This is a genomic window from Shewanella abyssi (assembly GCF_023284025.1).
GTDB classification, from domain to species: Bacteria; Pseudomonadota; Gammaproteobacteria; order Enterobacterales; family Shewanellaceae; genus Shewanella; species Shewanella abyssi.
The window spans coordinates 1-13,271 of the sequence record NZ_JAKIKR010000087.1; the positions used below are offsets into that span (position 1 = coordinate 1).

The 13,271-nt window shown below is 40.3% G+C and carries 12 protein-coding genes; 6 read left to right on the top strand and 6 right to left on the bottom strand.

The window, feature by feature from the left end:
• The first annotated feature begins 218 nt into the window (after positions 1-218).
• On the top strand, positions 219-1,229 hold the full coding sequence (gene gap, locus L2755_RS21155; protein WP_248982628.1) for a type I glyceraldehyde-3-phosphate dehydrogenase: 1,011 nt from the start codon (positions 219-221) through the stop codon (positions 1,227-1,229).
• Between the two features lie 219 nt (positions 1,230-1,448).
• Here gap and L2755_RS21160 read toward each other — a convergent pair whose 3' ends face one another.
• The 4 genes from L2755_RS21160 to L2755_RS21175 all read right to left on the bottom strand — a co-directional run bounded on the left by L2755_RS21160 (position 1,449) and on the right by L2755_RS21175 (position 4,321).
• Complete coding sequence (locus L2755_RS21160; RefSeq protein ID WP_248982629.1) at positions 1,449-1,766, bottom strand: hypothetical protein; 318 nt, start codon at positions 1,764-1,766, stop codon at positions 1,449-1,451.
• A 265-nt stretch (positions 1,767-2,031) separates the two neighbouring features.
• Positions 2,032-2,286 (bottom strand): hypothetical protein, encoded by a 255-nt coding sequence (locus L2755_RS21165; protein ID WP_248982639.1) that lies wholly within the window; start codon positions 2,284-2,286, stop codon positions 2,032-2,034.
• A 90-nt stretch (positions 2,287-2,376) separates the two neighbouring features.
• A complete protein-coding gene (locus L2755_RS21170; RefSeq protein WP_248982630.1) occupies positions 2,377-3,717 on the bottom strand; it encodes an NAD(P)/FAD-dependent oxidoreductase in 1,341 nt (446 codons plus the stop codon).
• 52 nt (positions 3,718-3,769) lie between these two features.
• The gene (locus L2755_RS21175; protein WP_248982631.1) at positions 3,770-4,321 is read right to left on the bottom strand and encodes a GNAT family N-acetyltransferase; all 552 of its coding nucleotides are present in this window, start codon (positions 4,319-4,321) and stop codon (positions 3,770-3,772) included.
• Positions 4,322-4,572: 251 nt separating this feature from the next.
• Here L2755_RS21175 and L2755_RS21180 point away from each other — a divergent pair, with 251 nt between their 5' ends.
• From L2755_RS21180 to L2755_RS21195, 4 genes are all read left to right on the top strand, one after another.
• Positions 4,573-6,273 carry a dipeptidyl-peptidase 3 family protein gene (locus tag L2755_RS21180; RefSeq protein ID WP_248982632.1) on the top strand — a complete coding sequence of 567 codons (1,701 nt, stop codon included), beginning with the start codon at positions 4,573-4,575 and terminating at the stop codon, positions 6,271-6,273.
• 195 nt (positions 6,274-6,468) lie between these two features.
• Complete coding sequence (locus L2755_RS21185) at positions 6,469-7,578, top strand: hypothetical protein (RefSeq protein WP_248982633.1); 1,110 nt, start codon at positions 6,469-6,471, stop codon at positions 7,576-7,578.
• Between the two features lie 309 nt (positions 7,579-7,887).
• The gene (locus tag L2755_RS21190; protein ID WP_428847821.1) at positions 7,888-10,320 is read left to right on the top strand and encodes a M1 family metallopeptidase; all 2,433 of its coding nucleotides are present in this window, start codon (positions 7,888-7,890) and stop codon (positions 10,318-10,320) included.
• Positions 10,321-10,323: 3 nt separating this feature from the next.
• A complete protein-coding gene (locus tag L2755_RS21195; protein ID WP_248982635.1) occupies positions 10,324-10,821 on the top strand; it encodes a DUF6702 family protein in 498 nt (165 codons plus the stop codon).
• Between the two features lie 61 nt (positions 10,822-10,882).
• Here the strand turns inward: L2755_RS21195 and L2755_RS21200 are convergent, their stop codons facing one another.
• Positions 10,883-11,272 carry a glycine zipper family protein gene (locus tag L2755_RS21200; RefSeq protein ID WP_248982636.1) on the bottom strand — a complete coding sequence of 130 codons (390 nt, stop codon included), beginning with the start codon at positions 11,270-11,272 and terminating at the stop codon, positions 10,883-10,885.
• 130 nt (positions 11,273-11,402) lie between these two features.
• On the opposite strand from L2755_RS21200, the gene L2755_RS21205 reads away from it, so the two are divergent.
• Positions 11,403-12,437 (top strand): phosphotransferase, encoded by a 1,035-nt coding sequence (locus L2755_RS21205; protein ID WP_248982637.1) that lies wholly within the window; start codon positions 11,403-11,405, stop codon positions 12,435-12,437.
• Between the two features lie 112 nt (positions 12,438-12,549).
• Here the strand turns inward: L2755_RS21205 and L2755_RS21210 are convergent, their stop codons facing one another.
• Positions 12,550-13,050, bottom strand: coding sequence for a hypothetical protein (locus L2755_RS21210; RefSeq protein ID WP_248982638.1), 501 nt, complete (start codon positions 13,048-13,050; stop codon positions 12,550-12,552).
• Between the last annotated feature and the right edge of the window lie 221 nt (positions 13,051-13,271).

Genomic DNA, 13,271 nt, shown 5'->3' on the forward strand with positions numbered 1-13,271 from the left:
AAGCTATTTTGTGTAATTTGTATTCGGCAATATGTTTGCCAACTTACAGTTAATTCCAATGTTTAGCTGAAAAATAGCTCAATACGCGATCCATGTAAAAAAATTACCAAAATTGTTAAGGGAATCTGCCCTTTTTGGCCGATATTGCTTGACGGTAGCTGTCAGTTTGGTAATTTTACAACCAGATTCTATTTATAATTTTACCTGAGGGATATGAGATGACTATCCGAGTTGCAATTAACGGCTATGGCCGTATCGGCCGCAATGTTCTACGTGCTTTATATGAAAGCGAAAAGAACTACCCTATCAAGATAGTTGCTTTAAACGATCTTGGTGATGCTTCAATCAATGCTCACCTAACTAAGTATGATTCTGTCCACGGACGTTTCAATGCGAAAGTAGAACATGTAGATGATGCTATTTTTGTTAACGAAGACAAAATCCTAACGTTCCAAGAGCGTGATCCTTCAAAACTGCCTTGGAAAGAACTCGATATTGATATCGTTTTTGAATGTACTGGTATATTCACTTCTAAAGAATCAGTACAGCCGCATCTTACTGCAGGCGCAAAGAAAGTGCTTATCTCTGCTCCAGGTAAGAACGTTGATGCTACTGTCGTTTACGGTGTTAACAACGATGTTATTACTAGCGATATGACGGTAATTTCAAACGCATCTTGTACTACTAACTGTCTAGCACCTTTTGCTAAGCCGTTAAATGACGAGATTGGCATTGAATCGGGTCTTATGACCACGATTCACGCTTACACCAATGATCAGCGTCTATCTGATGTTTATCATACTGATTTGCGCCGTGCTCGTGCTGCCGCAGTATCGATGATCCCTACACGTACTGGTGCAGCTGCAGCAGTGGGTCTTGTGGTTCCAGAGCTTGCTGGTAAGTTCGATGGTTTGGCGGTTCGTGTGCCTACTGTTAACGTCTCTCTCGTCGACCTTTCATTTGTTGCATCTCGTGATACGACTGTTGAAGAAGTTAACGCTATCATCGAGAAAGCAGCTTCTGTAGCACCTATGAGTGAAGTGTTAGCGGTTAATCATGAACCTTTGGTTTCCATTGATTTCAACCATAACCCATTCTCATCTAACTTTGATGCCACTCAGACCCGTGTCAACGGTCGTTTGGTTAAAGTGATGTCTTGGTATGACAATGAGTGGGGTTTCAGTAACCGCATGCTAGATAACGCTGTAGCGATAATGTCAGCTAAATAAAATCTCAATTATATTGAGTAAAAAAGCCCAGCTTTATGCTGGGCTTTCTTTTATCTGAAGCTTGATCACTAAAAATGTTATCAGCCATTATCCGTATGGGATTAATGCTGTGATGACAAGCCTATTATTGAGAACCATTAACTCAAACAAAAATCATTGGCTAGTGAACATTGCTTAGTGTCATTCTGTTTATACGAAGATACAGTATGAATCTGTTGGCTAACTAACTCTAGTTTTACATAACGCTTCGTCAATAATCTCAATATTTTGATCAATATAGCCAAGCAATATTGATTTTTCTGTATTGCCAATTTGAGAGTCTAATACCATTCTATGGAGTTCTAATGATTCTGATTTATGCGTGAGTAGAATAAGCGATGAGATATGGACACGATTCAGAGCACGCTTCAATAATGCAGCTTGTGTCAGCTTTATTGAGATTTTTACAGTATTAGTTAACATTGCTAACCTTTCGTCATTGACGATCTGTACTGCGAGCCCTGTATGTTGCAATTGACTATGCTGCGTAATATACATCTGTCATCCCTTATCATCAATGGAATAAAACCACCTTTGATAAGGATTTTATCGTGATCTAGCTGTATCCGTGCTGAATGAGTTAAGCTATTGTACTAGTACTTTGACAGGGTAGTAAGCTGGGGTAACGGGCATCTTCAGTGCGCATATAACAAATACTGGAAGAATAATGATGACTTCCATATTGAGCAGCCAAATGCTTGGATACACAACACTGAATAACCGATAAAAACCTTGTACAACGTTAGTGCAGCTAAAATATGAGTTAGCTACGTTTTATTCTAACAACGTTAAAAACATCTATCTCGAAGCCTGCAATGCCTTCTGTTCCGCTGTAGTAGGTAATGTTAACGTTTGCATCTTTAAGACTTTTGTACTTTTTTCGTCTTTTAAACTTGAACGGTGTGTCACAACCTTCAATCATTACGGTATGCAAAACCCATTCATCTTTTTCTCTTTGAATATGAGACAACACCTTCACGTCCTCAGAGTGGGTAAGTTCATCGTGTTTCTCTAGCATTTTATCGACAGGATGCTTCTTCACTAACGGTTCCTCAAAAAATTGTAATCTATAAATGTAGCACAGCTACTTAAAACTGGCTGACTAGGGTTATAAAAACCTATCTCGTAGCCAACCATAATGATAGTAACCCCATTGCCCTACTCGTCTAAATTTAGGCAATGGAAACTTAGGCAGCGCATTATCGTACAAAGGCAAACTAGGAACTTGATGGCCAGTAATTTGTTGTGCTAATCGAAAAGCAGCTTGCGTGCTAAATGATACACCAGAACCGCAGTAACCTAGACTATAACCAACGCTATTATGACAAAAAACATGGGGAATATCATCTAAAGCTGCCGCTATCCACCCAGTCCAGTTATAAGCAACCGATTTATTTGCTAACGCGGGAAAGCATTGCTTCATAGCAAGCATCAATCGGCTCTGAAAAATAGGGTCATAAGCATCCTTGCCCCATATAGCGCCTCTGCCACCAAACAACAAGCGATTACCCGGTAATAGGCGGTAATAGTATTTTAGAATACGCGTATCCATAATGACTTGGTGAGTTTTTAATCCACAAGCCTTTAACTCAATATCGGTTAATGGTTCAGTGACTATTACATTGCTTAATATCGGCAGAAATCGATTATCAATGTGCGGGTTAAATTTCTTAGGTGTATATGCATTACCCGCGCTGATCACTTTATTGACTGTTAGCTCTCCGTCTGTGGTGATCAAACGGTGCTTTCCATTTTCCTCTATCCAGTGCTCAACGCAGCTATGTTCATAAATTTTCACATTACGCTTATTTAACATTGATTTATAACCCAACAGTAACTTGAGTGGGTTTAAGCCAAATCCATCCTCGAGTCGTAACGCACCATAAGCTTGGTGATGGTCCATGTATTGGTTTTTAAGCGTTGTTGCATCAATAAATTGAGCATCTCCACCAAGATGTGTCGATATAAATGCTGCGGCGTCTTTTAATTGTGCAAGTGCTTTTGGATTATGAGCGACCTTTATGTAACCTTTCTGCTGTGGTTCACATTGAATGTCAAACGCTTCGATGAGCCCTTCAACACGCTCGACAGCCCGACTAAATTCGTTATAAATGCCCTTCGCCGTCGCTAAATCCCACCGTTTAGCCATTTGTGAATAACCTAAACGGCCAGAGCCTTTTAGCACAAATCCTGCATTGCGTGCGCTAGCACCGAAACCGACTTGATTTGCCTCGAGAACACATACATCGACATCATACAGTTCCGCCAAATAATGAGCGGTCAATAAACCTGTGTACCCGCCACCAATGATGGCGACGTCAGCCGTGTGACTTCCTCGGAGGCTTAAATTCGCGGCCCCGAGTGATACAGTACTCGCCCAATAAGAGTCGCAGGGCGTTAAGTTGGCAGGTGAAGCATGCTTCAAAGGATCAAATGTTTTACTGTTCATAATGGATGCTTTTAAACGATTGGATTCATATGTTTCTAAAAACTTAATTTCTTTAGAAGATGAGTAGCATTTCACATGCCGCGCAGTGGCAACTCGGCCCACAAAGCACACATATATAGTCTGGATGCTCTGCGGTATCATTCCAACGCTCAGGATGCTCTTTTATCAGTACACCGCCGGCTTTTGTAAAGTAGCGAACTGCTGAATTATTCGGGCTTTGCTTCCATAAATGACTTACGCCGGCGGTTGCTCCTTGCTGCTTTAGTGCGGTAATAGAAGCATCAAGTAACAAGCCACCGATCCCTTTGCCGCGAGCATCTGCAGCAACAGTATTGCATTTAAAATAGCCAACTTGTTCTTGGCTTACTCCCCAACGGTTTGGCGTGCACCATTTGTCGATGAGCCATTGCTGCGCTGCATAAGTGAGTCTAAAACCCAGCAAACGATTTGACTCTATGGCGACAAAGCAACTGTTGATCCCGTTCTTATTACCTTTAGCGACAATGCTTTGAAGTGAATTGTCGTCTAAGTAGCCGTTGCCATGAACTAAATTTCCTAGTTCAATCACATCGTTAAAGTGTTTCTGTTCAAGGGGCTGGATCATATATTGTCTTCTTATTCTTCTTATATGCCGTTCACTTTACCATATTCGATGTATGTAACTCGAATGCTGTCTACGGATTACGTCATCCCAACTGCACGGCCCATATTGCTTAATGACTGTACCGACAATCTCAAGATCCACATTTACTGCAAATATTAGCTTCTACTTGCTTTTATGAAGGTGTAGATTGTTTGCTGGAAAAGTAACAATAACGATAAAAAATAGTAGAAAGAATACAGGGGCCTTATTACATGAAACTCTCATTAATCACCTTAGCACTCGCCGTTGCCATTACTGGTTGTTCTCAAAAAGAGCAAACTCTGGCGGCAAATGACACGACTTCAGCCAAAACAGTTAACCAAGCTGTCAAGGGAACAAATCAATCTGTAACATACCAAGCGATGCTTGATCAGTTTGTAGATATTGATATGGAGGCCGATCTTTCAAGCCTTACCCCGACAGACACATTAGTGTTGCGAAAAATAATCGAAGTTGCCGATATATTAGATGGGATCTACTTCAAGCAAACGTTTGAAAATAATGCCGAGGTTAGACAACAGATATTGGCCTCAAGTGATATCAATAAGAGCAAATTATTGTCCTTGTTTGATCTTCATTATGGTGCATGGGATACCTTAGACGGCGATAAAGCATTTTTTGGTAGCACTGCGCGCCCTGATGGCGCAGGTGTCTATCCCGTTGATCTGACAAAGAGTGAATTTAATCAATGGATAGCGGTACATCCAGAAGATGAAAAAAGCTTTAAAAGCGGCTATACCGTCATTGTCAGAGATAAAGAACAACTAAAAGCCATTCCCTATAGTATCTACTATAAAGAAGAGCTTACCGAAGCTGCGAAGCTTATGCGAGAGGCTGCTAAGTTAACCAATGATCAATCACTAAAGACATTCTTGTCTAAACGCGCTGATTCTTTTCTTAACGATGAATACCGTGATTCAGAAATGGCATGGATGGATTTGAATGGTTCTTTAGAGATAGCCATTGGGCCTTACGAAACCTATACCGATAAACTCTTTGGTTATAAAACATTTTTTGAAGCCTTTATTACCGTACGAAACCCTGAAGATAGCGCTAAGTTAGACATTTATAAAAAATACCTAACCGCTATGGAATCCAATTTACCTATCCCTGATGAACATAAAAATGTCAATAGAGGCTCTGAGTCTCCCATTTCCGTTGTAGAACAGGTCGCTGGTGGTGGTGATAACAAACCTGGGGTACAGACAACAGCCTTTAACTTGCCTAATGATGAATATGTTAGGGAAGTGAAAGGCAGTAAAAAAGTAATGCTAAAAAACGTGCTTAATGCAAAGTATCGAGCCGTTATGAAACCCATTTCTGATCTCATCATTGCCGGATCTCAGCAGTCACTGTTGATGGAAAAGTACTTTTTCAATGAAACTCTTTTTCACGAACTATCCCATGGTTTAGGCCCAGGTACGATTATTGTCGATGGCAAAACAACCACCGTCTCCGCGCAGCTTTTAGAAACCTATTCGAAGATTGAAGAGGGAAAAGCAGATGTGATGGGTGCCTATAATATGTTGTTCTTAATGGATAAAGGTGAACTTCCCATCGCAGAAAGAGACAATATGTTAGTCACCTATTTTGCGGGTCTATTTCGTTCTATGCGTTTCGGTGTCCATGAAGCTCATGGTGCCGGCGCCGCATTTCAGTACAATTACTTCAAGGAAAAACAGGCATTTACCTTTGATGCTGCCGCACAAACTTACAGCGTTAATTTTGACAAAATGGTCATAGCGATTACAGAGTTAGTCCACGATGTTTGTATGATCCAAGCATTAGGTGATTATCAACAGTCAAAGCTATTCTTAGAAACCTACGCTGTGCTCGCAGCAGAAGTCGAGCAGTTAAACAGTAAAATGGAAAACATACCGACGGATATACGCCCTAACTACCCTAAGATCTAAGTAGGTCAGATTTAAAGATGGTTACGCTAAAGAGCGCATTATACATGCGCTTTTTTTATTAACTTACTTATAAAACACATTAAATTATGCCTTTCACCGACTTCAGCTTGAACTAAACTATTCATTTGCATTATCGTAATGACCTGAGCCTTTCGATAAATTCAAACTAAATGTGAGATCACAAGGAAAATATTAGTGACAACAAGGAAAATTCAGCCCCCTACTTTCAATTTAGCTAAAAAATTAGTGGCTATAAACAATAGAGTCTATGATGCCATTACCACTTTTTCAGGAAAACTTAGTGCAGTTCAAAAACTATACCTACTAGCAATAGCAGTACTCATTTTTTCTGATAGCTTAGTGTTTGTTGCCGTGCTTACTGTCATTGGGCTAACCGCTGAATTTTGGCCGTTATTTAACCGTGTATGGCATTCTCTGGCTGGAAAAGCCGTTTTGTTACTTTTTTATGCCATTATTGCCAATTTCGCATTAGCTGGAGCTGCTTCAGTCGTCAATGAAGTCGTCGGAGTCTCTTCGTCACACTTTAACTACACTCATAACTTTGCCATATTGCTATTTCTCCCCTCTTGGGCGCTAGCCATGAGTATTGTTGCATTACTTTTGCTACAGATAATAGCGCCGATTTATCTATTATTATTGCTTATAGCAAGGCCCTTTGGCGTTAAAGGCTTTAGGATCACTAACCATCAACATTTTCAAAAGTGGACCATGTTTATCCGCTTGATACTGTCGAGTATTGTTATTTACAACCTATCATTGCTGAGTGATGTTGATACTGTCATAGAAGACAACCTTGATGGCTCTGCACTCTTTCGGACAAAGGAGCGACCAGCGTCACCCTCTCTCGAACTCACCGATGAAAATACCGCTGTCGCAATAGAAGATACTATAGACAACATTATTACTGCCCAGAGCAATGATAATGTGGGCAGCGTCCAATTCACATCAGCCAATGAGGCTCCAGAGTCTGGCATTAGTCTTGATGTTACTAGCGGTGCTGACGATAAACAAATGTCAGCATTGGCGAAGAATATTAAAAAAGATGTGGTGAACTCGGTAAAACTAAAGACCTACTATTCGCAAAAGACACGGGATCTCATTGCGCACTTTGCCTACCAACTGGAAGCGGATGAAAAATCTCGTTGTCTCATCACTGATAATGCCCATGTGGTGGAACTAAATGACTATGAAATTTTGCAAATAACGCCGGATAGTAACAAGAAACACGGCTATAAATTTGAAGTCAGAACCTGCATATCTCCAGCGTTTCCAGCAAAATCCTAGTTCGGCAATCATATTGCTGAACCAAAGGGAGTCGGCTTTGTATCTATCAATTAACTTGCTGTATTCAGCAACAACCAACTGACAACAGCTTATACAATTTCGCAGCCATAAATCGCTAAAAGCATTAAAAGTAACGAGTAGGTATCGTGGAATAATCGTTACAAAGTATTAAGTGACATTGACTGCCACCCTATTGTCTATTGTATAATCATTTCACTAACAAGAAACAAAATAATAACAAGTCGTGATGCAATGTCAGGGCAATAAAATATGAGAAGTAACTCAGTGAATAGATTATTAACTTCATCAATCGTAGCGCTTACGATTTTTTCAGGTACGGTTCTTCCTGCCTACGCCTCAGCTATAAAGCAGTCTAAAGGCGATTTCGAAGACAAATTCCGTCAATTAGATGCAGATCTGCCAACACCGAATGTTTACCGCAATGCCGCCGGAGAACCAGGGCATGAGTATTGGCAACAACAAGTCGATTACCATATTAAAGCATCACTTTTAGAAGACAAAAGACGCCTAGAAGCGACACAAACGGTCACTTACACTAATAATTCTCCAGATACTCTTAAATATTTGTGGTTACAGCTGGACCAAAACTATTACAAGGCAGACTCCATTGCGAGTCGTACTCGCACTTTTTCTAGCCCATCGGAGCTGGCAAAGAGTGTCGATGGAAAACCAACAAAGATAAGCCTGAATACCTTACGTAAACAACAATTTCTAACCGATAATGACGTCGGTTATGAGATCGGAACAATCACTGGCAACGGCGAGCAATTAAAAGCCACTATCGTCGGCACTAATATGCGTATTGATTTACTTAAGCCATTAAAGCCAGGTAGGACGACTGAATTTAAGCTTGATTATGCTTTTAACATCACAGAGCAAAAAGCGGTTGGTGGTCGTGCTGGTTACGAGCACTTCCCTAAAGATAAACGTGAAGGTGGAAATGATATTTTCCAGTTAGCTCAATGGTTTCCACGCCTTCACGCCTATACTGATTATGAAGCTTGGACCAATAAAGCATTTCTTGGCAGTGGTGAGTTTACGTTAGAATTCGGCGATTATGATGTTGAAATCACAGTGCCAGCTGATCACATTGTTGCGGCGACCGGTGAATTAACTAATGCCAGTTCTGTACTAAATAAAATGCAGCGAAAGCGTTTTGAAAAAGCAAAAACCAGTAAAAGACCCGTTTTTATCGTCACTGAAGCAGAAGCATTAGAAAACGAAGAAAAAGGCAGCAGTAAAACAAAAACATGGCACTTTGAAGCTGAGAATGTACGAGATTTTGCATGGGCTTCTTCAAGAAAATTCATCTGGGATGCTAAAGGTTACCAACAAAAATCATCAGAACGGCCATTAGTAATGGCGATGTCATTCTATCCAAAGGAAGGTGGAGATCTGTGGAAAAAATATTCAACGGAATCTGTCATCCATACCATGGAGGTATATTCTAAGTACTCTTTCGATTACCCATATCCTACAGCCCAATCCATCAACGGACCGGTCGGTGGTATGGAATATCCAATGATCACTTTTAATGGACCACGTACCGAGTTACAAGATGATGGTAGCCGCACCTATACCTTGTCAGAGAAACGTTTCCTAATTGGAGTGGTTATTCACGAGATTGGCCATATTTACTTTCCGATGATCGTTAACTCTGATGAGCGTCAGTGGACCTGGATGGATGAGGGGCTCAATAGCTTTTTAGATTCTCTTGCAAAAAGAGAGTGGGAAACAGAATCAAACTGGGCAAGGGAACCTAGAGATATTATTGAGTATATGAAGTCAACGGTGCAGGTTCCTGTGATGACTCAATCAGATAGTATCCTGAAAATTGGTGCAAATGCTTATACTAAACCTGCCGTAGCCTTGAATATCTTGAGAGAAGTTGTACTTGGTCGGGAGCTTTTTGACTTTGCCTTTAAAGAGTATGCCACCCGCTGGAAGTACAAGCGCCCCACTCCATCCGACTTTTTTAGAACAATGGAAGAAGCATCAGGTGTTGATCTAGATTGGTTCTGGCGAGGCTGGTTTTACACTACGGATCATGTTGATATCTCGATAGATAAGATCTATAAGCTGAGAATGAACACTAAGAATCCAGATATTGATTTTGACCGAGAGCGTCAAATGGAGCAAGACAAACCAATGCCGATGTCGATCGAAAGAAACAGACAAGAAGGCCTAAAACCTTGGGTAGAATTAAATAAAGATATCACTGATTTTTATGAGGAAAATGACGAATATACCGTTACCAACAAAGAGCGAAATAAGTACAACAAGTTCATGAAAGAGCTAGAGCCCTGGGAACGCGAGGTTATCCAAAGAGCCGTAAAAGAAGATAAAAACTATTACGTGCTAGAGTTTTCAAATTTGGGTGGTCTCGTGATGCCGATCCTTCTGCAGCTAAGCTACGAAGATGGCACTCAAGAAACAATCAACATTCCCGCGGAGGTTTGGCGCAGGAGCCCTAAGTCTGTTAATAAACTCATCGTATCTGATAAAGTGCTTAAAGAAGTAGAGATCGATCCGCGTTGGGAAACCGCTGATGTTGATCTTAATAATAACTATTTTCCGCGTCGCATTATCCCTTCAAGAATTGAAGCGTATAAAGAGAAGAAGAGTAAAAGCAAAGTTAAACGCGACATCATGCAAGATATTAAGACAGAGCTTAAAAATGACGAAGATGAAAGCACTTTAGAAATCGAAAAGGCTGCTTAGTAGATGAAGACAAATCTCATAATCGCTATGGTTTTATGCTTATTGGTGAGTACTGTTGCTGCTCATCAGCAAAAAACGGCAGTCACTACCATTAGTTTTAACCACAGAGTGAACAATATTGAAGTCATGCATAAGTTCTATCTACATGACGCCGAGCACGCAGTAAGAGATCTTTTTGACTCAGGTGCTGATATCCTAAGCAGCAAGGCCACGCAAAATACCTTTGCTGATTATGTTCAACAACAGTTTGCAATTGAAACTAATGAAGGTAAGTCAGTACCTTTAAGCTTTGTCGGTTTAGAGTTAGATGGAAGATACCTGTGGATCTACCAGGAAACGAGCATACCTGATAAATTATCAGGCCTGTCTATTTCCAATGGTGCATTACAAGAACTGTGGCCAGCCCAAATTAATCTAGTGAATATAGAGGGCAAAGGCCAGCTACAGTCACTGCTTTTTGATAGCAGTGATAATTGGCTATCTATTTCACTATCAGAATAGAAAAGTCATCAATAAAAAAGCTAAGTCAGATAATGGCTTAGCTTTTTTTATTTACAACACTTTAGTTTAATACTACATAGCCCCGATTTATCATGCAGTTTTTTACTACATTTTGTTTATCTTGTTCGAAGTTATCAGCATCACGACGCCTATTTCGGCTATTGGATAAAATACCAACACCTAGGCCAATCGCAGCTCCTTGCTTGGCACCATCGGTACCTGAGCCTCCGGCGATTGCTTTACCGGCGGAACCTATTGCAGCACCTTTGGCCGCCGTCCCGACTGCACTACTAGTGGAGTCTTTTTTATCCACTTGAGTCGATATTTCGGTACATTGATGCAGATCGTAAATATAATCTTTTTCATCTACACCGGTTTTATCTACAATAATATTTGCCGTCGCATTGCATGAAACAAAAAGTAGAATAGCCATTAATACTGTTTTACTCATAAGATATCCTTTATTTAGTTCCAAGTATATTTAGTGACTGATACCCTATTTAGATATGATAGGTTCGTACACTCGTAAAATTACTAGTCCTTTAAATTATGGCGCATTGGCGCGACTTAGGTTCAGAAAATTGAAAAATAATCAGCACGAGTTTAACCAGCTACTCTCGGATATAGTCAAAACAACTCGCTATGTTAAAACGGAGGTGATACAAAGACTCTGGTCTGGTTATGGTGAAATAGCCCGCTTCGAAAGAGTTATTCCGCAATACCTAAGTGCTCAAAGTAATAGCAGCGCCATGACATTTGTCGTTAAACACATTAATCCGCCGGGAATTCAACAGCACCCGAGAGGCTGGAATGGTGATATATCACATCAACGAAAGTTAACCTCTTATGATGTTGAAGCTGAGTTTTATCGGAACTGGGCCAATCACATAAAGCCCTTTTGCGCATTACCACTCTTTATTGGCCAAGCCAGCTTAAGTCAGTCTTGTCCATCATCAAAAATGATCGTTATGTCAGACTTAGATAGCGAAGGTTTTCCCGTTAGATTAACCACTATCTCTGCCGAAAACTCAAAGGTGTGTTTACGTTGGCTTGCACGCTTTCATGCGCTAAATATGCAACACAATCCTGCAGATAGTTGGCCTCAAAACCTTTGGCCATTGGGTACGTATTGGCACCTTGCTACCAGAGAAAAAGAGTTTAATGTTATGGAGGAAGGAGTGTTAAAAAATGCTGCCGTTAAGCTTGATGCAAGCTTAAATAGTTGCAGATATAAAACCTTGGTCCATGGTGATGCTAAGATTGCAAACTTTTGTTTTTCTGAGGATTTATCTCAAGTTGCGGCTGTTGATTTTCAATATGTTGGCGGTGGTTGTGGAGTAAAAGATGTTATTTATTTTCTAGGTAGTTGCTTAGATGAAATGACTCTAGAGCTTAATTTTAACCAACTAATAGATTACTACTTTACTGAACTTCATTCAGCGCTTATGTCATTCAATAGTCCATATTATAATCATGAAATTGAACGAGAATGGCGACCACAGGTAAACATAGCTTGGGCTGATTTCGAACGTTTTCTTGCCGGTTGGGCACCGACGCATGCCAAGCGTACATGTTTTACGCATAAGATAACCCTTGCTGCTATTGCGACGTTATAAATTTACTTTTTTGCTCTTCCTTATCAATATGTTTAGGTTATCCTAATAGCTACCTTGAAAAACACTGGCTAACTGCCTTTGTTCATAAAGTAAAGGCAGCTTTCCAGGGACGTTAATCATCTCCTTGCATATTAGCTTGATCTGCTTCGCTGAGTAAATAATCAAGCGCTTGATCAAAGCTATCCAGTTGCTGCAACGACATAAATGCTTTTAACCTATGTATTAGATCATTGCTAACTTCGATGTGGGATTTCTTTTTCCGTTTTTTAATTTGCGATAGCTCTTTACGTACCCTACGCCAACCATAATCACTGAAGTAACGGTTCAGTGCGTGGTTAACCTCCGACAAGTCAGCACTAAGAATTTTATCATCGCTGCTGTTCTTAGTCATTGCTGATAGTTTTTCAGTTAGCGCCAAATATTGAGATTGAAACTCTTGTTCGGTTTCAAAAGCGACAAACCATGTTTCACCTTGTATCACCTTGGCCTTAGGGATCAATCTAAAAATAAGTGGCAAGGCAAATACAAGTTCAGTTGCTTCAAGCAGCAACAACTTCCTGCCCCTTGTCGGTTTAACATCATGATATTGCCACTCTTGCTTGGTATCACTCATCACTTCAATGCTCTATTTTTTAATTATGGTTACACCATTTATATGGGATGGTACGGTATATTTTAGCTGATTAACAGTTAAGAACTTACTTTCCGATAGTTGCTCCACAATAATGCGAACACCATTCTTAAAGCGGTAATCATAGTTGAGAGGGCTGCGGTAAACATATTGGTATACTTTATCTGCAATGTGGTCATAGGTTAATCTCTACCAGTGATAAT

What these genes read in the sequence shown, in the direction of transcription:
- gap (WP_248982628.1), top strand. Translation starts at nt 219, where the DNA reads ATGACTATCCGAGTTGCAATTAACGGCTATGGCCGTATCGGCCGCAAT.
- L2755_RS21160 (WP_248982629.1), bottom strand. Translation starts at nt 1,766, where the DNA reads ATGTATATTACGCAGCATAGTCAATTGCAACATACAGGGCTCGCAGTA.
- L2755_RS21165 (WP_248982639.1), bottom strand. Translation starts at nt 2,286, where the DNA reads ATGCTAGAGAAACACGATGAACTTACCCACTCTGAGGACGTGAAGGTG.
- L2755_RS21170 (WP_248982630.1), bottom strand. Translation starts at nt 3,717, where the DNA reads ATGAACAGTAAAACATTTGATCCTTTGAAGCATGCTTCACCTGCCAAC.
- L2755_RS21175 (WP_248982631.1), bottom strand. Translation starts at nt 4,321, where the DNA reads ATGATCCAGCCCCTTGAACAGAAACACTTTAACGATGTGATTGAACTA.
- L2755_RS21180 (WP_248982632.1), top strand. Translation starts at nt 4,573, where the DNA reads ATGAAACTCTCATTAATCACCTTAGCACTCGCCGTTGCCATTACTGGT.
- L2755_RS21195 (WP_248982635.1), top strand. Translation starts at nt 10,324, where the DNA reads ATGAAGACAAATCTCATAATCGCTATGGTTTTATGCTTATTGGTGAGT.
- L2755_RS21200 (WP_248982636.1), bottom strand. Translation starts at nt 11,272, where the DNA reads ATGAGTAAAACAGTATTAATGGCTATTCTACTTTTTGTTTCATGCAAT.
- L2755_RS21210 (WP_248982638.1), bottom strand. Translation starts at nt 13,050, where the DNA reads ATGAGTGATACCAAGCAAGAGTGGCAATATCATGATGTTAAACCGACA.